Here is an 18,756-nt window from a genome sequence, read left to right as displayed (position 1 = left end):
ACCGGGCCGCGCCCTCACCGAACCCGCTGCGCCCGGCTAGTCTGGACCGGATGACCGGCCAAGACTCGTTCACCGCCTGGCTCGGCGCCCGCACCGACACACAGTTGGTGGCACTGCTGGAACGTCGGCCCGATCTCGCGGTACCGCTGCCGTCCTCCATGGCGGTGCTCGCCGCCCGCGCCGAACAGCGCGCCTCGGTACTGCGCGCGGCAGACGATCTCGGCACCGTGCCCTTTGCGATCGTGGAAGTTCTGGCCCTGCACACCGCGAGCGGCGGCGAACCGATGACCCGCACCGAACTCAAACGCGCACTGCGGGCCCGCGCCAAGGCCGCGACGGTGGACGCGGCCGTCACCGAGCTCGCCGATCGGGCGCTGCTCTGGTTCGACGACGACCGCATCCGGCTGATACCCGCTGTCGCCGAGGCACTGCCGTGGCCGTTGGGTAGCGGAGCGGAGTCCACCGTGGCGCTGTCCGAATCGGAGATCGCCGCCGCGCTCCCGGGCCTCCCGGAGGCCGAACGCGCGCTCCTGGACAAACTCGCCGAGACCGGACCGCGCGGACGCACCCGCGACGCCGCCCCGGACGCACCCGCCGACCGTCCGGTACCCCGGCTACTGGCCGCGCGACTGTTGCGCCGCATCGATGACGAGACAGTGGAATTGCCGGCCGCCGTGGGCCAGTTGCTGCGCGGCGAACCGGTCACCGACCCGTACCGGCTGACCGAACCCGAGCCCCGGGCCATCCCGCATACGCAGGCCGAGGTCGACGGCGTCGGTGCCGGAGAGGTCGGTGAACTGCTCCGGCACTGCGCGGCGATCCTCGAGGTGCTGGGCCAGCTGCCGGCACCGGCACTGCGCGCGGGCGGTCTGGGCGTGCGCGAGCTGCGCCGGATAGCCAAGGCGGCCGGTATCGACGAGACCCGGGCAGGCCTGTTGGTGGAACTGCTGGCAGCGGCGAAACTGATCGAGAAGGGTTTCCCGGACCCGCCGCCGGAGGCCGACACCGACGATTTCTGGGCGCCGACCCCGGCCGCGGATTCCTGGCTGGAGGCACCGTCGGCCCGGCGCTGGGTCCCGCTCGCGCACGCCTGGCTGGAGCTGGACCGATATCCGTGGATGATCGGACTGCGCGATGCCGCGGACAAACCGCTGGCCGCGCTCGCGCACGAACTGCGGGTGCCGTACGCCGTGCGGGACCGGCGGATCGTGCTCGAGGCACTGGCCGAGCAACCGCCCGGCACCGAACTCGACCCCGGCGGACTCGCGCAGTTGCTGGCCTGGCGCACCCCGCGGCGCCGCCGGCATTTCCGTCGCCAAGTGGTCGACAACACTCTGTACGAGGCCGCCGCGCTCGGCATGATCGGCCGGGGCGCGCTCACCGGCGCGGCGCGCATGCTGCTGACCGATACCCTCGCGGCCGCCGAGGCCGCCCTGGAGGCCGCTCTCCCCGAGCCGGTGGACCATGTGCTGGTCCAAGCCGACCTGACCGTGGTGGCGCCCGGACCGCTGACCGCCGACCTGCAACGGCGGATCGAACTGGTCGCCGATGTGGAGTCGACCGGTGCGGCCACCGTCTACCGGATCGGGGAGTCCACCCTGCGCCGTGCGCTCGACGCCGGTCTCACCGCCGCGGAGCTGCACCATCTCTTCGGCCGGCATTCCCGGACCCCGGTGCCGCAGACCCTCACCTACCTGATCGACGATGTGGCGCGGCGGCACGGCCGGTTGCGGGCCGGGATGGCCCAATCCTTCGTACGCAGCGAGGACCCGGCACTGCTGGCGCAGGTGCTGGCCTCGCCGGTGGCCGAGGCCTTGGCCCTGCGCGGAATCGCCCCGACGGTGGCGATATCGCAGGCGCCGCTGGGCGAATTGTTCGAAGAGCTGCGCCGCGCGGGTTTCGCACCCGCGGGCGAGGACGCGTCGGGCGCCATTGTGGACCTGCGTCAACGTGGCGCCCGGATCAGTGTGCGGCCGCTGGCCCGGCAACCGTATCGGCCGACCCCGCCGACGACCGATCAACTGGAACTGCTGGTCACCGAACTACGCGCCGGGGACCGGGCCGCGACCGCCACCTCCGGGCAGGCGGTACGCAGCGACGGCACCCGCACCAGTACGGCCGCCGCCCTGGCCCTGCTGCAGCTGGCCGCGCGGGTGCGGCGGCAGGTGCACATCGGCTATGTCGACGCCAAGGGCACCGCGATCCAGCGGGTCGTCGAGCCGGTACGGGTCGGCAACGGGCAGCTGGAGGCGCTGGACCCGGTCACCGGCACGGTCCGCCAGTTCACCCTGCACCGGATCTCCTCGGTCGCGCTGCTCGAATAACCGTGCGGCCGATACGCTCAGCCGCGCAGTGTTCCCGGATACAAATACTCCTCGGGGGGCGGGGTGGTACCGCGCAGCCAGGCGTCGAAGAACCCGGTGAGATCGGTCGGCGATTTCGATTGGACGAACGCACGGAAATCCCGCATCGAGGCATTGCCGTAAGCGTGCACGGTCACGAACTCCCGCAGCGTCGCGAAGAAGACCGCGTCCCCCAACTGTTTCCGTAAGGCGTGCATGAACAGGGGACCCCGGTAATAGACCGAGGTGAACATCTTCTCCGGACCCGGATCCTCCAGCGGAACGGCCCAGAATTTCGGTTGCGCCGACATCTCCCGGACCGTCTTGCGATATTCGGCGTCCACATCGGCGCCTTCGGTCCGCTCGGGCCACAGGTAGTCGGCGGTATAGCTGGCGATGCATTCGTTGAGACAGATATCGGACCAGCTCTGCACCGAGACCGAATCGCCCCACCACTGGTGGGAGGTCTCGTGCACCACGGTATTCAGATCCGCCCAGGCCGCGTAGGTGGGCCGGGTCTGGGTTTCCAGCGAGAACGGGATGTCGACGGACAGGAAGATTCCGCCGCCGGTGTCGAACGGGTAAGGGCCGTAGAGGCTCTCGGCGAAATCGAGTATCTGCGGCAGCTTCTCCTCGTATTGCCGCGAACCCTCGGCGCCCGGGGCGAACGCGCTGAGCAACGGCGTGCCGTTCGCACGGCGCTGCTCCAGGTACTCGAAACGGTCGATGGCGACGGTGGTGAGATATCCGATCACCGGATGCCGCTGCTCCCAGCTCACGGTACGGAATCCGTCGCGCACCTCGTCACGGGTCCGCACCCCGCCCGAGACCACCTCCCATTCCGCGGGCACGGTCGTGTGCAGCGTGAAGGTCGCTTTGTCCCGGGGGGAATCGTTGAGCGGATACCAGGTGGACGCCGAATGCGGTTGTCCCGCGGCGAAAACCCCGCCGGTGGGTGCGTAGGTCCAGCCCTCACCGCGGGTGTCGGGCGCGGTACCCGCGTAGTCGACGGTGACGGTGAAGGGCAGGCCGGGTAGCAGCGGCAGGGCCGGACGCACGACCAGCTCGTGCGGTTTCTGCCATTCGAAGCCGGCCGGCGCGTTGTTCACCCGTACGGCGCGCACCGGGGGCCCGCTGAAATCGAGGTCGAACGCGGTCAACGGCTCGGTGGCGGCCGCGTCGATCCGGGTGGATCCGGTGAGCTGATGATCGGCCGGATCGTAGCCGAGCGTCACGTCGTAGTGAGCGACGTCGTAACCGCCGTTACCGTCCCGCGGGAAGTAGGGATCGCCCAGGCCTTCCGATCCCGCCAGCGACGCGGACGGCGCCTGTGCCGCGGCCGGAACCAGCGCCGGACTCGCCAGCACCACCACCCCGGCGATCAGCCAGCGGCCCAGCCTCATGCGTTTTCCACCTTCCGTGATCGAGTCGTGTTCCCCGGGTGATCTCGCCCGACGACGTTAGTCCCATTCGGTGCCGGATGCCGGTACCCCGGAAAACACGGCGCGCGAGCGTTTCCCGGCACGTGGGCGCGGGGCGCCCGCCGGCACCCGTACCGGATCAGGCGCCGAGGCCCTCCGGCAACTGCCCCGGATCGAGCAGCAACCGCTTGGCCGCACTGCGCTGGACCTCGTCGGCGAGGGCGAGATTGTCCGTGAGCAACCGCCATTCGTTCTCGGCGATGGCCGCGCGCGCCTGTTCGATCACCGCGGTATCGGCGGTACCCCAGGCGATCGGCATCGTCTCGACGGGGAGCCAGCGCTCGCCGATCGAGCGGGTGGTCCGGTCGCCGCGCACCGCGACAGCCGGAACACGCTCCCCCACGGCCACCCGATGCCCCGGCAGATGACGCACCTTCCTGGTGATCAGCGCGTACCGCTGCGCGCCGGAGTCGCGGCGGGCCAGATTGACCAGGGCCAGTAACACGGCGCCACGCGTCTGGGCCCGCGAGACGACCGCCGGCACCAGTTCGCCCTCGGCGTAGAGGCGGTCGATCCCGGCCCGGCGCGGCGCCCACAACGCCACCCACAGCGCCGTGGCCGCGCCCAACGCACAGGCCAGGGCCAGCGGATAGGACCAGGGATGCCCCAGCCACACCAGGTAGGCGGTGGCGGCCGCGGCGACGCCGGCGGCGGGCACCGCGGCCAGCCGCACGCGGCGGCGTCCGGCGACTACTTCATTGACCGCGTGGGCGTGCCGGCGGTCCACCGCGAATTCGAAGCGTCGCACGTCGCCATTCCTAACACGATTCGTGGAGTTCGGAATGCCCTTATTGTTCGCCTGGTCCGATGGCGGGACCGAGCAGATCGTCGGCATTGGTTATGCGATAGGCATAACCCTGCTCGGCGAGGAAACGTTGCCGATGCGCAGCATAATCCGCGTCCAGAGTGTCGCGGGCCACCACCGAATAGAAATGGGCCTGACCGCCGTCCTGTTTGGGCCGTAACAGCCGGCCCAGCCGCTGCGCCTCTTCCTGGCGCGAACCGAAGGTTCCGGAGACCTGCACCGCCACCGACGCCTCCGGCAGGTCGATGGAGAAGTTCGCGACCTTGCTGACCACGAGGACCGGGACCTCGCCGCGACGGAACGCATCGAACAGGGCCTCGCGCTCCTTGTTCTTGGTCGACCCCTGGATCACCGGTGCGTCCAGGGCAGCGCCCAGTTCCTCCAGCTGATCCAGATACGCCCCGATGACGAGGGTGGGCGCCCCGCGATGCCGGTCCAGGATGGATTCCACCACCGCGATCTTGGTGTGCGCGGTGGAACACAGCTTGTAGCGCTCTTCGGGTTCGGCGGTCGCGTAGGCCATCCGTTCGGCATCGGTCAGTGTGACCCGGACCTCGATACACTCGGCCGGGGCGATCCAGCCCTGGGCCTCGATATCCTTCCACGGCGCGTCGTAGCGCTTGGGGCCGATCAGCGAGAAGACATCGCCCTCCCGGCCGTCCTCCCGGACCAGGGTCGCGGTGAGACCGAGCCGGCGCCGTGACTGGAGATCGGCCGTCATCCGGAAAACGGGGGCCGGCAGCAGATGCACCTCGTCGTAGATCACCAGGCCCCAGTCCCGGCTGTCGAAGAGTTCCAGATGTTTGTACTCGCCCTTCGATTTACGGGTGATCACCTGGTAGGTGGCGATGGTGACCGGCCGGATCTCCTTGCGCTCCCCGGAGTACTCACCGATCTCCTCCTCGGTGAGCGAAGTGCGCGCGAGCAATTCCCGCCGCCACTGGCGACCTGCGACGGTATTGGTCACCAGGATGAGCGTGGTGGCCTTGGCGCGCGCCATCGCGGCGGCGCCCACCATCGTCTTACCGGCTCCGCAGGGCAGTACCACCACCCCGGACCCGCCCGCCCAGAACGAATCGGCGGCCATCTCCTGGTAGTCGCGCAACTGCCAGCTCGCGCCGTGGAAGTCCAGGTCGATGGGATGGGCCTCGCCGTCGACGTAGCCCGCCAAATCCTCGGCGGGCCAGCCGATCTTGAGCAGCTGCTGTTTGATGTGCCCACGCTCGGACGGGTGCACCACCACGGTGTCCTCGTCGATCCGTTCGCCGAGCATGGGAGCGATCTTCTTGTGCCGGAGCACCTCGGCGAGTACCGCGCGGTCCAGGCTGACCAAGGTCAATCCGTGCGCCGGATGCTTGACCAGCTGCAGTCGCCCGTAGCGGGCCATCGTCTCGACGATATCGACCAGCAGCGGCTGGGGCACCGGGAACCGGGAGTGTCCGACCAGCGCGTCCACCACCTGCTCGGCGTCGTGCCCCGCGGCCCGCGCGTTCCACAGGGCCAACGGCGTGACCCGGTAGGTGTGCACATGCTCGGGCGCCCGCTCCAACTCCGCGAACGGAGCGATCGCCTGGCGCGCCACATCCGCGAGTTCGTGATCGACCTCCAACAGCACTGTTTTATCGCTCTGCACGATCAGCGGCCCGTCTGCCACGGAACCTCCTCACCTCGGCTCCAGCCCATTGTCCCCGAACCCACCGACAGCGCACCGATCGGTGACACCGGACACGCTCCCGCCACCGCTGACACAGCCAGTGGGCGCGAACTGGACCGAGACAACCGCACCTCCGCAAGTCCAGTATCAATCCATGATCGAAATCGCGGCGGCGGCCGGAGTGGCGGTGGCCGCGCTCGGCCTGGTGCTCACCCCCGGTCCGAACATGATGTACCTGGTTTCCCGCACGATTTCGCAGGGGCGGCGGGCCGGCATGATCTCGCTGACCGGGGTCGCCGCCGGTTTCGGCGTCTACCTGACTGCCGCCGCGACCGGCATCACCGCGGTGTTCGCCCTGGTCCCGGCGCTGTATACGGCGCTGAAGGCGGCGGGTGCCGGCTATCTGCTGTGGCTGGCCTGGCAGGCCGTCCGGCCGGGCGCGGTATCGGTTTTCACCCCCGAACCGCTCCCCCGCGACCCCGGCCGCAAGCTGTTCACCATGGGGCTGGTGACCAATCTGCTGAACCCGAAGATCGCCGTCATGTACCTGGCGCTGATTCCGCAGTTCGTATCGCCCGGCGCTGGTCCGGTATGGGCCCAGAGCCTATGCCTCGGCGCGGTGCAGATCACCGTCGCGCTGGTGGTGAACGCCCTGATCGTGTGCACCGCGGGCACGGTCGCCGGGTTCCTGAGCGGGCGGCCGCTGTGGTTGCGTGTCCAGCGGCTCTTGATGGGCTCGGTGCTGGGCGCCATGGCCGCACTGCTGCTCACCGACCGGACCCGGCCGGTCGCGGCCTGAGCGGTCCGGTCAGCGCAACCGGACTCCACGCAGTTTCGCTGGATTGGCGTGGTCGTAGGCGCCCTGGACCACACCGCCCACCACGGTGAATCCCATGACCCGCGCCGGGAAGCCCGGATAGGCATCGTCGCCGGGGCGGCCATGGAAAAGGACGCCGAGTTGTCCGTTGACCCGGACGAACTCCATATCCTCGGTCACGAAATCGGTGCCCGGCCGGTCCAGCCCGTAGCGGCGGATCAGGCCGAGGAACAGCCGGGCGACCTTGTCCGGTCCGTGGATGACATTGTGCGCGGTCTGGGTGGTGCCGCCGGCGTCGCCGATCATCTTCGCGTCCGGATGCAGCACTGCCGCCACCGCGTGGGCGTCACCGGTCCCCAGCGCCACGAGCAGTTTCTGCACGGCCGCCGCGTGCTCGCCGTCGGCGGCGACGGGCGGGGTCTGTTCGCGTACGACCTTGCGCGCGCGGGCGGCCAGCTGCCGGGTCGCTTCCGGGGTGATGTCGAGGATGTTCGCGATTTCGCCGTAGGGCACCTGCAGACCCTCGTGTAGAACGAAGGCCACGCGTTGCGGCGGCGTGAGCTGATCGAGCACCACCAGGGCGGCCATCCGGAACTCCTGACGCTGCACCACGGCGGCGAGCGGGTCCGGCCCGGGCGCACCGGTCAGCGGACTCACGACGGGTTCGGGGAGCCACTGACCCACGTAACTTTCCCGGCGCACCGCGGCACTGCGCAAACGATCCAGGCAGAGCCGGGAGACCACGGTCGTCAGCCAGGCGCGCAGATCCTCGATCTCCGACTGCGAAGTGCCGGCCAGTCGCAACCAGCTCTCCTGCACCGCGTCCTCGGCATCGGCCACGCTGCCGGTCAGCCGGTAGGCCACCGCCAGCAGATGTCCACGATGGGACTCGAAGAGATCGGCGAGAAGCGTGGCTACCACCGCCGGAATTCTACGGAGCACCGTCGCCCGGCCGGGCGGCGACCCGGCCCGCCGGGCCGGGAATTCGGATGCCGGAGCCCTGTCGAACTGCCACCATCGACGGGTGGAGGAGCGCATACTGACCGACGGGACCATCTGGCTGAGCCGTCCGGTGGACACCGATATCGAGGCGATCGTCGAATGCTGCCAGGACCCGGCGATCGCCGAATGGGTGACCATTCCGGTGCCCTACGGACGCGCCGATGCCGAGTATTTCGTCCACACCAGGTCGGCCGAAGGCTGGGCCGGTAGCAGCCCCACCTGGGCGATCCGCCTCGGTGAGCACGGCCGTCTCATCGGCACGATCGGCCTCGGCGGCCGGCCACAGGACGAGGGTTCCGCCGAAATCGGGTACTGGCTCGCCGCCGAGCACCGCCGACGGGGACTGATGTCGCGGGCGATCGCGCTGGCGTGCGATTTCGGTTTCGCCCGGGACGGGATGGGTCTCACCCGCATCCAATGGCGCGCCTTCGTGGGTAACCACGCGTCCGCCGCCGCGGTCCGCACCCAGGGTTTCCGGTACGAGGGTCTGGCCCGGCTGGGCAGCGTGCTGCGCGGAACTCGCCGGGACCATTGGATGGCGGCCCGCCTGAACACCGATGCGCCCGGCCCGGCGGACGGCTGGCCGGCCGACGTCTGAGCCGCGGGACCCGTCGTCCCCGCGGCCGCGCCCGGCCGCCGGTCCGGCCGCCCGCGCCGCGGACCCCTGGCCCGTACGACGCAGCGACCGGATCGTCAGCGCCGGCGGCGCTGTGCGACGGCGTCGGCCAAGTGGTCGAGCTGGGCGGCGGTGGTGTCCCAGTCCATGCAGGCGTCGGTGATGGACTGTCCGTAGGTGAGATCGGCCGATCGGCCGAGAGTGAGGTCCTGCCGGCCCTCGACCAGGAAGCTCTCCAGCATCACGCCGACCACACCCGGTTCGCCCGCGGCCAGCCGCTCGGCGATATCGGCGACCACGACGGGCTGGCGCCGGTGATCCTTGTTGCTGTTGCCGTGGCTGGCGTCGACCACGATCCGTTGCGGCAGCTTCGACTTATCCAGTCGCGCGCAGGCGTCGGCCACCGAGGCCGCGTCGTAGTTGGTGCCGTTGGATCCACCGCGCAGGATGACATGGCAGTCCTCGTTACCCGCCGTCTGGATCAGCGCGGCCCGGCCGTCGAGATCGGTACCCGGGAACACATGACTGGCCGCGGCCGCCCGGACCCCGTCCACAGCGACCTGCACATCGCCGTCGGTCCCGTTCTTGATGCCGACCGGCATGGACAGGGCACTGCTCAGCTGCCGGTGCACCTGGCTGGCCGCGGTACGCGCGCCGATCGCGCCGTAGGAGACCAGATCCGAGATGTACTGCGGGGTGATGGGATCGAGGAACTCGCAGGCCACCGGTAGACCCAGCGCGGTGATGTCGAGCAGCAGCTGACGGCCGATACCCAGCCCGGTGTTGACATCGAAGCTGCCGTTGAGGTGCGGATCGTTGATCAGCCCTTTCCAGCCCAGCGTGGTGCGCGGCTTCTCGAAGTAGACCCGCATGACCAGGTGCAGCCGATCGGAGAGTTCCGCCGACGCGGCGGCCAGTCGCCGCGCGTAGTCGAGCGCGGCGACCGGGTCGTGCACCGAACACGGGCCGACCACCACCATGAGACGGTCGTCGAGTCCGTTGAGAACCTCGACGGTGGACTTACGCCCGGCCCGCACGGTGGCGGCGTGGTCGTCGGTGATGGCATGGACCCGGCGCACCTCGGCGGGCGAGCGCAGCGGGCTCACACTGAGGGTGCGCTGATCATCCAGATCGGAATGGTGTGCGTCGATATCGACTGCGGTTGTCATCGTGGGGGTGTCCTTCTCGTTCGGGCCGACCCACGGAAATACTCACCCGTCGAGCCGGTCGTCATCCGGCTCGGGGGAACTGGTCAGCGCGCGTGATAGCCGCAGACCGACCCACCCCGGGCCGGCTTGCTAAACCAGAAATACACGCGCTGCACGATTGGTCACGGTACCAGGCGGTCGACCACCGATGTCGGTGCGGGGCGGAATCGCGTGAAATAGAGTGAGACTTGACACAATTCCGCCCCGGCGCCGGTTTCAGAACTGCCCGGGCTCGTAGTTTCCGGCCGGAGTGTGGGCGATGGCGTTGAGCCGGTTCCACGCGTTGATGGTGGCGACGGCGACGAGCAGGCCGCCGATCTGGTCGTCGTCGTAGTGTTTGCGCACCCGCTGCCAGGTCTCCTCGCTCACCCCGCCGCCGTCCGCCAGGCGGGTGCCCGCCTCGGTGAGTTCGAGCGCCGCCCCCTCGGCCTCGGTGAAGACGGTGGCCTCCCGCCACGCGGCGACCAGGTTGATCCGCACCGCGGATTCCCCGGCGTGCAGGGCGTCTTTGGTGTGCATATCCAGGCACATCGCACAGCCGTTTATCTGGCTGGCCCGGATCTTCACCAGTTCGTAGGTCCGGTCAGGCCGAGAAATCGAACTTCACGTCGGTCAGCCGCTCCGAGAGCTCCCACAGCGAACGCGCGGTGAGCTGGTCCTTGGCCCGCTTGGAGCATCCCGAACGACCGGGGTGGCCGCGCATCCCGCCCAGACCGGTCGGCCCGTAGTAGGCGCCCGGCTCGACCGGCGCGGTGGCGGCGAAGAGTTCGGGCAGCGCCCCCATCTCGGCGCTCTGCGCGAACACTTTGTTGCCGATGTTCATCACCTGGTCGAGCACGGTCTCGGTGTGGGACTGGAGTTCGGTGGCGGCGTAGCCGGGATGGGCCGCCAGCGACAGCTTCGCCGATCCGGCGGCGGTGAGCCGGCGCTGCAGTTCGAAGGCGAAGAGCAGATTCGCCAACTTCGACTGGCCGTACGCCGACCAGCGCTTATAGGGGCGCCGCTCCCAGTTGAGATCCTCGAGGTCGATGGCGCCGGCCGCGTGGGCGCCACTGGACAGAGTGACCACCCGCTCGCCGATCTTGCCGAGCAGCAGGCCGGTGAGCGCGAAGTGGCCGAGGTGGTTGGTGCCGATCTGCATCTCGAAACCGTCGGCGGTGCGTCGCAGCGGCACCGCCATCACGCCGGCATTGTTGATCAGGACATCCGCGCTCTCCACCCCCGCGGCGAATTCCCGGACCGAGGACAGATCGGCCAGATCCAGCTGCCGGACCTGTGCCCGCTCACCGATCTCGTCGGCGACGGCCTGCCCTTTGCCCACATTCCGGCAGGCCAGGATCACCTGCGCTCCGGCCCCGGCCAGGGCGCGCGCGGCGACCGCGCCGAGCCCGCTGTTCGCCCCGGTGATGATGACGGTTCGACCCTGCTGATCGGGGATGTCCCCGACGCCCCAACCACTCATGGGGCGAGTCTAATCCGCGATGGGGATATGTACCGGCCGCGACGGACCGCGTATCGCATACCGGTTCCCGATCCTCGGGTCACCGCCGGGACCTGCGCGGTGGTGACTCGCCCTTTCCAAAAGATATAGGGTTGCCTAACCTATTAAAGGACCGGAAATGCGCCGCACACGCTCGCGTGTCCCTGTTTTCCCTATGAGGCATATCGTGACTTCCACCGCCGTCGGCACCCACCGTGACGGTTATGTTCCCTTCCCCGCGGATCTGGCCGAGACCTACCGTGCTGCCGGCTACTGGACCGGCACCACCGTGGGAGATCTGCTCCGCGACACCGCGCGCCGCAGCCCGGAGCATCCGGCCCTGCTCGGCGACCGGCCGTTGACCTACGCCGAACTGGATACGGCAGCCGACCGGATGGCCTACGGGTTCCTGGCACTCGGGATCGCGCCGGGCGACCGGGTGATCGTCCAACTTCTCAACACTCCCGATTTCGCCATCGCGCTGTTCGGGTTGCTGCGTGCCGGCATCATTCCCGTCCTCACGTTGCCCGCGCATCGCCGGGCCGAGATCGAGCACCTGGCCGGTCTCTCCGGCGCGGTCGCGTACCTGGTCGCCGACCGCCAGGGCGATTTCGACTACCGGCACCTGGCCGCCACTCTGCTGAGCACCGTCGGATCGCTGCGCCACGTCCTCGTCGCCGGAGACGCCGGCGAATTCACCGAGCTGATGTCCATCGCCCGGGACACCGGGTCGCTGCCCACGGTCGACCCCGCCGATATCGCGCTCATGCTGGTCTCCGGCGGTACCACCGGACTCCCCAAACTCATCGCCCGCACCCACGACGACTACGTCTACAACGCCACCGCGAGTGCGGCCGTCTGCGAGCTCGGCGACCGGGACGTCTACCTGGCGACCCTGCCCGCCGCACATAATTTCCCGCTGGCCTGCCCGGGCATCCTGGGCACGGTGGCGACCGGGGGCGCGCTGGCCTTCGTCGCCGACCCCAGCCCGGAAAGCGCCTTCGCGGCGATCGAACGCCATCGCGTGACCGTCACCGCGGTGGTGCCGCCACTGGCGCAATTGTGGTCGGCCGCGGCGGAATGGGAGGACGCCGATATCTCCTCGCTGCGGTTGCTGCAGGTCGGGGGCGCGAAGCTGGCCGAGGTGAACGCCCGCGAGATGGCACCCGCGCTGCGGGTCACGCTGCAGCAGGTCTTCGGTATGGCCGAGGGGTTGCTGAACTTCACCAGGCTCGACGACGATCCGGATATCGTCTGCACCACCCAGGGCCGCCCGCTGTGCCCGGCGGACGAGATCAGAGTGGTCGACGAGGACGGCGTGGACGTCGCACCGGGCGCAGAGGGTGAACTGCTCACCCGCGGCCCGTACACCCTCCGCGGCTATTACCGGGCCCCCGAACACAATGCCCGCGCCTTCACTCCGGACGGTTACTACCGCAGCGGCGATCTGGTACGACAGCTGCCCAGTGGCCATCTGGTGGTGTCGGGCCGGATCAAGGATGTGATCAACCGCGGCGGGGAGAACATCTCCTGCGACGAACTCGAGGAGCATCTGCTCGCCCACCCCGCGGTCCGGCACGCGGCCGCGGTCGGCCTGCCCGATCCCGGACTCGGCGAGAAGGTCTGCGCGGTACTGGTCGTCGACGGCGCGATGCCCACTCCGGCCGAGATCAAGGATTTCCTCACCGAGCGCGGTCTGGCGACCTACAAACTCCCGGATGTGCTGCGCCGGGCGGAGACCCTGCCGCTGACCGCGGTGGGCAAGATCGACAAGAAGGCCCTGCGCGCCCAGGAGTAGACCGCGGCCGGGGGACGGTCCGGGCCGGGCCGTCCCCCGGCCGGCCGACCACGCGCCCTACGCCTTCACCACGTAGGGCGCCACACTGCCCAGCTTCTCGCAGGTCTCCTCGAACTCCCGTTCGGGCAGCGACTGCGCGACCACACCTGCCCCCGCGCGTAACCACGCGCCGGCGGCGGTCTGGTACACCGCGCGCAGCACCAGCGCCGCCTCCAGCGCACCGGTCGGCGAAACCATCAGCACCGCACCGGAGTACAGACCCCGCGGACGGTCGTGCCGGAAGACCGAGTCGACGCCGGAGCGTTTCGGGATACCCGAAGCGGTCACCGAAGGGAAAATGGCGTCCAGCGCGTCCCAGGCCGTCCGGCCGGCCGCGAGCCGCCCCCGGACGGTGGAGGCGAGGTGTTGCACACTGCCGCGTTCGCGCACCGCCATGAAATCCGATACCGAGGTGGTGCCCGGTTCGGCGACGGTGCCGATCTCGGCGAAGCAGGTCTGTACGGAGAGCGCGTGCTCGACGATCTCCTTCGGATCGCTGACCAGCTCCGCGCGCGCGGCGCTGTCCATCTCGGCGCCCAGACCGAAGGCGCGGGTGCCCGCGAGGGGTTCGGTGCTGACCATCCGGTCGTCGTCCACCGAGAGCACCAGTTCCGGGCTGAACCCGGCCGCCTCCAGTCCGCCCAGATTCAGCAGGAAGGACCGAGCGGGCGTGTTGTGCGCCCGGCCGAGCCGGTAGGTGGCCGGGATGTCCACCGCGAAGGGCAACTCGACCTTTCGCGAGAGGATGACCTTCTGGTACCGCCCGGCCTCGATCTCCGCCACGGCGGTGGCGACGCGTTCGCGGTAGCCGGAGGCGTCCACCCGCACATCCACCGGATGGGGCCGCGGGAGCGCGGTGTCCCGGGAACTCGCGACGGTATCGCAGAGGTCCGCGGCCTCGTCCGGATCCGCTCCGGTTATCCAGACCGCTCCGGTCGCGTCGATTCGCACCTCCAGGCGCGGGATCATCAGATGAACCAGGGCGGTGCCGGGGCGCAGATACTCGGTGGCTCCCAGCGACCACGCGCAGAATTCGAAACCGATCCACCCGTAGGCATTGCGACCGGTCATCGGCAGTTCGGCGAGCACGCCGTTCATCACCGCGGCCGGGCTGCCGGACCAGCCGCGCACCGCGGTCTCGCCCGCCCAGGTGATCCGCAGTTCGCCGGCGTCGAGTTCGACGGTGCCGATCGGGTCCGCGGCGAAGACCCATTCCCCGCCCCGTTCGTAGACCACATGGTCGCCGAAGTGGCCCCGGGCGGCCAAGCGCGCCATCGCTGCCGCCGGATCGGTCACATACTCGGCACGTAAACGTTCGTCAGTGGTCGACAACGATCCTCCAAGGCTAACCGACCCAACTCGGAAGTAAGGTTAGCATTACCTCTTCTCGTCGGGTCGACTCGAAACAACCCGAAACGAGCCAAACAACCCCAACGACGCGAGAGCCGTCCATAGTGGTCGGCAAGGAGTATTTTCGAGCCGACGACCGATCGGGCTCCGCCGATCCGGTCACCCGGCCTCGGCCCGGACCGGAGCCGACCGTCCCCACCCGAGCAGAGGATCCACATCATGATCGAGCACCGCAGTGGAGCCCCGGCAGCATCCGAGCTGCCGCTGGAATCGGTGGTCGCGCTGGTGGATTCGGCCTCGGGCACCGAACGCGAACTGATCGGGCGCTGGATCGCCGACGGCGGCCTGGCCGCCGAACTGGGCGTGCGTGCCCCGGTCACCCAGCTCGACCTGGACGCCGGTGCCGTCGCCGACCGACTCGCCGGCCGCACCGACGATCCACTCGTCGTCCCGGTCCGGGTGCTGTGGCTACCGCCGGAACGCGACGGCGTCCGCCGGGTGACCTTCGGCGACCTCGCACAGCTCACCAATCCGCGCCGCCCGAACCGGCTCGTCCAGCGGCGACTCGTCGAACGGTCCCCCGACCGGCATCTGGTACTCACCGGCAGCCCGGCCCGGCTGAGCGAACTGCGGGCCAACAACCCGGAGGCCACCGCTCTCCACTACGCCGGCACCACCGATCCGTTCGCCCGCGCGGTGGTCCGGGCCGCGGTCGTCGCGCTCGAGCGGGCAGAACGCGGCGTGATCGGTGACCGGTACAAGGTGCCCCGCCTGGTCACCGAGGAGATCCTGGACTCGCCGGAATTCCTGCGGCGACTCGAATTGATCGCCGACGAGATCGGGGCCGATCCGCAGGAGGTGCACCGGCGCGCCGAGAAAGCACTGAACGAACTGGTCGCGGCGCAGAGCCGCACGGTCTCGGATCTGTTCACCCAGGCCATGCGCCCGGTGCACGCGTCGACCTGGAAGGTGGACTGCGACGAATCCGGGCTCACCGCCCTGCGCGACCTCAACCGGCGCTACCCGCTGGTCTTCCTGCCCTCCCACCGCTCCTATGTGGATGCCTTCGTCCTGGGCGATGTCCTGGCCCGCAACGATTTCCCACCCAACCATGTGGTGGGCGGCGCGAATCTACGATTCTGGCCGATGGGCCCGATCGCCCGGCGCACCGGGACGATCTTCATCCGGCGCAGTTTCGGGGGCGACACGGTGTACCAGGCGGTGGTCGAGGAGTACTTCGGCTATCTGATGGCGCGGCGGTTCAACCTGGAGTGGTACTTCGAGGGCGGCCGCACCCGCACCGGGAAACTACGCCCACCCCGCTACGGACTGCTCAACTATCTGGCCGCCGCCGTGCGCCAGGAACGGATCGCCGACGCGCTCCTGGTCCCGGTGTCGATCACCTACGAGCGGCTCAACGAACTCGGCGCCATCGCCGACGAGCAGATGGGCGGCCGCAAGAAACCCGAAGGCCTGGCCTGGCTGGCCCGCTACGTCCGCAACCAGCAGCATTCGGCAGGGCACGTCTACGTGCGGTTCGGGGCCCCGCTCTCGGCGCGCGAACGGCTCGCCGCCCACGGCGACCCGCTGATCGCGACCCCGGTCACCATTCCGCTGCACCGCACCGACGCCACCGGCCGGACCGGAACCGGCCCCGCCGAGCCACCCGACGAGATCGGTGAGAAGGAGCGCCTGGCGGTACAGCGGCTCGCGTTCGATGTCGCCGTGGGGATCAACTCCGTCACCCCGATCACGGTCAACGCCCTGGTCACGCTGGTGCTGCTGGGGGTCCACCAGCGGGCGCTCACCCGGGCCGAGGTGTGCGAGGTACTCGCCCCGGTGCTGGACTACATCGAACAGCGCGACCTGCCGCGCGGCGAGATCGCGAAACTGCGCGACGAGCAGAGCCTGGCCGTGGTCCTCGAACAGCTGTCGCTCGCCAAGGTGGTCACCGTCTACCGCGGCGGTGTGGAGCCGGTGTACTCCATCGAGGCGGGCGCTCACCTCGAAGCCGCCTTCTATCGCAACAGCGCGGTGCACTGGTTCGTCGACCGCGCCATAGTCGAGCTGGCGATCCTGGCCGCGGTCGACGCCGCGCCCGACGATCCGGCCGGCGACGCCGTCGGGCCCGACGCCGACGCCCTGGACATAGGCTGGGAAGAGGCCTACCGGCTGCGGGATCTGCTGAAATTCGAGTTCTTCTTCCCGGACCGGACCGAGTTCGCGGAGCGGATCACCGCGGAGGTGCTGTTGATCGACCCGCGCTGGCGATCGCGGTCGCGCGACACACTCGGCAGTGAGATCCTGGCCGCGCTCACCGGCACCGGTTTCATGATGGCCCATCGGGTACTGCGCTCGTTCTTCGATGCACAGCTGGTGGTGGCCGAACGACTGGCCGCCCAGGATCCGGCCGAGCCGATCGACCGCAAGGAGTTCGTCGAGGAGTGCGTCTCGGTCGGCAGGCAGATGCTGTTGCAGCAGCGCCTGCACAGTACGGAGTCGGTGTCCACCGAGCTCTTCGGCAGTGCGCTGAAACTGGCGGCCAATCGCGGGCTGCTCGAACCCGCGGACCCCGAAGCGGCGGAATCGGTGACCGAACTCGCCACCCGGCGGGCCGAATTCGCCGAACGGCTACGCACCATCGGTTTCCGGATCTCCCGCGCCGCCACCCTCGACCCCTCCAACCTCCCGGCCGGACGGGTCCGATGAGCACGCGGGATACGGGCCCGGGACATACCGGCCGAGACCCCGCGCCGTCCGGGATCGACGCGGTGGTGGCCGCTGTCCGTTCCGGGCCCCGCGGTCCCGGAGTCGCCGCCTTCTTCGATCTGACAGCGCTGGCCGAACTCCGGTCCGCGCCCGGACCACGGTGGCGCGGACCCGACCGCGAACTGCTGGAAACGCTGTTCGAGCAATTGCGGCGCAGCGGCGAGAGTTCGGCGGGCGATGTGCTCGAACGCGGCCTGCGCGCCGCGGCCGGCCGGACGCCGGAGGAACTGACCGCGCTGGGCGAACGCCTGTTCAAACGGGGCTGGTACGACCGATTGCGCCCCGAACTGCTGCGCGTGGTGCAGGAACATATCGCGGCCGGGCACACCGTGGTGTTGACCGGGGACGCGGCGGACTTCCAGTTACGTCCGGCGGCCACCGCGCTCGGCATCCCCCGGGTACTCGGCAGCCGGGCGGCGGTGGCCGACGGCCGGCTGACCGGGCGCCTCGAGGGCGAAGTGCGCTACGGGCCCGAAAAGGCAGAGGCGGCGTCGGAGTTCGCGGCCGCCCACGGCGTCGACCTCACGCGCTCCTATATCTACAGCGGCAGTGCGGGCGATCTCGCACTGTTCTCCCGCGGCGGCACCCGGGTACCGATCGCACCCGACCCCGTGCTGGCGGCCGCGGCGGCCGAGTACGGCTGGGCCGCACCCGCCGTGGCTTCGCGAACCGCCCCGCGCCCGGCCGACTATCTGCGGACACTGCTGGGCTTGTTCGCCCTGCTCGGCGGTGCGCTGTACGGCGTGCTGCGCAAGTCCCACACCCGCGACCGGCGGGCCATGGCCGACGCCCTCATGAAATACGGCACCACCTGGCCGCTGCGCGTCTGCGGGATCCGGCTGCGCGTCACCGGTGCCGAGCACGCCCGCCGGCCGCGGCCCGCGGTCTTCCTGTTCAACCATCAGAGCCAGTTCGACGTGCTCATCGTGCCCGCCGTGCTCGGCGGGCACGTCACCGGAGTCGGTAAGAAGGAACTGATCCGGCATCCGATATTCGGCCCGCTCATGCGGTTCGTCGGCGTCACATTCATCGACCGTTCGAACACCGACCTGGCCAAGGCCTCGCTGGCACCGGTGGTGGATACGCTGCGTGGCGGTCTGTCCGTCGCGATCGCCCCGGAGGGCACCCGGTCCTACACCGCGCAGCCGGGCGGGTTCAAGAAGGGCGCCTTCCATATGGCCCGGCAGGCGGGGGTGCCGGTGATCCCGGTGGTGATCCGCAATGCCGCCGAGGTCGGGCGGCGGGATTCGATGATCGCGCGACCCGGCGTGGTCGATGTGGCGATCCTGCCGCCGATAGAGATCGATGCGCGGGACCCTTCGGCACTGGACGAGAAAGTCGCCGAGGTACGGCAGCTCTACCTGGACACGCTGCGCGAGTGGCCGCGCTGAACGG

General features: G+C 69.6%; 13 protein-coding genes and 1 pseudogene. 6 read left to right on the top strand and 8 right to left on the bottom strand.

Annotated features, from left to right (window positions below; all coding sequences use genetic code 11):
* The first annotated feature begins 50 nt into the window (after positions 1-50).
* Positions 51-2,324 carry a helicase-associated domain-containing protein gene (locus tag ABZV91_RS19660; RefSeq protein ID WP_355243463.1) on the top strand — a complete coding sequence of 758 codons (2,274 nt, stop codon included), beginning with the start codon at positions 51-53 and terminating at the stop codon, positions 2,322-2,324.
* A 17-nt stretch (positions 2,325-2,341) separates the two neighbouring features.
* Here the strand turns inward: ABZV91_RS19660 and ABZV91_RS19655 are convergent, their stop codons facing one another.
* The 3 genes from ABZV91_RS19655 to ABZV91_RS19645 form a co-directional block, all read right to left on the bottom strand.
* Positions 2,342-3,745 carry a M1 family metallopeptidase gene (locus ABZV91_RS19655; protein ID WP_355243461.1) on the bottom strand — a complete coding sequence of 468 codons (1,404 nt, stop codon included), beginning with the start codon at positions 3,743-3,745 and terminating at the stop codon, positions 2,342-2,344.
* 157 nt (positions 3,746-3,902) lie between these two features.
* Positions 3,903-4,571 (bottom strand): DUF3239 domain-containing protein, encoded by a 669-nt coding sequence (locus ABZV91_RS19650; RefSeq protein ID WP_355243458.1) that lies wholly within the window; start codon positions 4,569-4,571, stop codon positions 3,903-3,905.
* Positions 4,572-4,611: 40 nt separating this feature from the next.
* On the bottom strand, positions 4,612-6,282 hold the full coding sequence (locus ABZV91_RS19645; protein ID WP_355243455.1) for a DNA repair helicase XPB: 1,671 nt from the start codon (positions 6,280-6,282) through the stop codon (positions 4,612-4,614).
* Positions 6,283-6,436: 154 nt separating this feature from the next.
* On the opposite strand from ABZV91_RS19645, the gene ABZV91_RS19640 reads away from it, so the two are divergent.
* A complete protein-coding gene (locus ABZV91_RS19640; protein ID WP_355243452.1) occupies positions 6,437-7,081 on the top strand; it encodes a LysE family translocator in 645 nt (214 codons plus the stop codon).
* Positions 7,082-7,090: 9 nt separating this feature from the next.
* Here ABZV91_RS19640 and ABZV91_RS19635 read toward each other — a convergent pair whose 3' ends face one another.
* Positions 7,091-8,020 carry a sigma-70 family RNA polymerase sigma factor gene (locus ABZV91_RS19635; protein ID WP_355243449.1) on the bottom strand — a complete coding sequence of 310 codons (930 nt, stop codon included), beginning with the start codon at positions 8,018-8,020 and terminating at the stop codon, positions 7,091-7,093.
* A 103-nt stretch (positions 8,021-8,123) separates the two neighbouring features.
* Here ABZV91_RS19635 and ABZV91_RS19630 point away from each other — a divergent pair, with 103 nt between their 5' ends.
* Entirely contained in the window at positions 8,124-8,699 is a 576-nt protein-coding gene (locus ABZV91_RS19630) for a GNAT family N-acetyltransferase (RefSeq protein WP_355243446.1), read from the top strand.
* Positions 8,700-8,794: 95 nt separating this feature from the next.
* Here the strand turns inward: ABZV91_RS19630 and ABZV91_RS19625 are convergent, their stop codons facing one another.
* The 3 genes and pseudogenes from ABZV91_RS19625 to ABZV91_RS19615 form a co-directional block, all read right to left on the bottom strand.
* Complete coding sequence (locus ABZV91_RS19625) at positions 8,795-9,886, bottom strand: 3-deoxy-7-phosphoheptulonate synthase (RefSeq protein WP_355243443.1); 1,092 nt, start codon at positions 9,884-9,886, stop codon at positions 8,795-8,797.
* A gap of 255 nt (positions 9,887-10,141) precedes the next feature.
* Positions 10,142-10,498, bottom strand: a pseudogene (locus ABZV91_RS19620) (carboxymuconolactone decarboxylase family protein); the annotation flags it as partial.
* 10 nt (positions 10,499-10,508) lie between these two features.
* Positions 10,509-11,387, bottom strand: coding sequence for an oxidoreductase (locus tag ABZV91_RS19615; RefSeq protein WP_355243440.1), 879 nt, complete (start codon positions 11,385-11,387; stop codon positions 10,509-10,511).
* Positions 11,388-11,592: 205 nt separating this feature from the next.
* Here ABZV91_RS19615 and ABZV91_RS19610 point away from each other — a divergent pair, with 205 nt between their 5' ends.
* A complete protein-coding gene (locus tag ABZV91_RS19610; protein WP_355243437.1) occupies positions 11,593-13,203 on the top strand; it encodes an AMP-binding protein in 1,611 nt (536 codons plus the stop codon).
* A gap of 57 nt (positions 13,204-13,260) precedes the next feature.
* Here the strand turns inward: ABZV91_RS19610 and ABZV91_RS19605 are convergent, their stop codons facing one another.
* On the bottom strand, positions 13,261-14,574 hold the full coding sequence (locus ABZV91_RS19605) for a salicylate synthase (RefSeq protein WP_355243434.1): 1,314 nt from the start codon (positions 14,572-14,574) through the stop codon (positions 13,261-13,263).
* Between the two features lie 237 nt (positions 14,575-14,811).
* Here ABZV91_RS19605 and ABZV91_RS19600 point away from each other — a divergent pair, with 237 nt between their 5' ends.
* On the top strand, positions 14,812-17,301 hold the full coding sequence (locus ABZV91_RS19600) for a glycerol-3-phosphate 1-O-acyltransferase (protein ID WP_355243432.1): 2,490 nt from the start codon (positions 14,812-14,814) through the stop codon (positions 17,299-17,301).
* Complete coding sequence (locus ABZV91_RS19595; protein WP_355243429.1) at positions 17,298-18,752, top strand: 1-acylglycerol-3-phosphate O-acyltransferase; 1,455 nt, start codon at positions 17,298-17,300, stop codon at positions 18,750-18,752. The genes ABZV91_RS19600 and ABZV91_RS19595 overlap by 4 nt, the downstream gene beginning before the upstream one ends.
* Positions 18,753-18,756 lie beyond the last annotated feature (4 nt).

The organism is Nocardia sp. NPDC004568, from assembly GCF_040609955.1.
Classification (GTDB): domain Bacteria; phylum Actinomycetota; class Actinomycetes; order Mycobacteriales; family Mycobacteriaceae; genus Nocardia.
Note: the sequence above shows the minus strand (reverse complement) of the source record. Positions and strands in the feature narration are given on the sequence as shown.

Excerpts from the sequence above, each read along its gene's own strand:
- ABZV91_RS19660 (WP_355243463.1), top strand. The coding sequence starts at position 51 with ATGACCGGCCAAGACTCGTTCACCGCCTGGCTCGGCGCCCGCACCGAC.
- ABZV91_RS19600 (WP_355243432.1), top strand. The coding sequence starts at position 14,812 with ATGATCGAGCACCGCAGTGGAGCCCCGGCAGCATCCGAGCTGCCGCTG.
- ABZV91_RS19640 (WP_355243452.1), top strand. The coding sequence starts at position 6,437 with ATGATCGAAATCGCGGCGGCGGCCGGAGTGGCGGTGGCCGCGCTCGGC.
- ABZV91_RS19625 (WP_355243443.1), bottom strand. The coding sequence starts at position 9,886 with ATGACAACCGCAGTCGATATCGACGCACACCATTCCGATCTGGATGAT.
- ABZV91_RS19615 (WP_355243440.1), bottom strand. The coding sequence starts at position 11,387 with ATGAGTGGTTGGGGCGTCGGGGACATCCCCGATCAGCAGGGTCGAACC.
- ABZV91_RS19655 (WP_355243461.1), bottom strand. The coding sequence starts at position 3,745 with ATGAGGCTGGGCCGCTGGCTGATCGCCGGGGTGGTGGTGCTGGCGAGT.
- ABZV91_RS19595 (WP_355243429.1), top strand. The coding sequence starts at position 17,298 with ATGAGCACGCGGGATACGGGCCCGGGACATACCGGCCGAGACCCCGCG.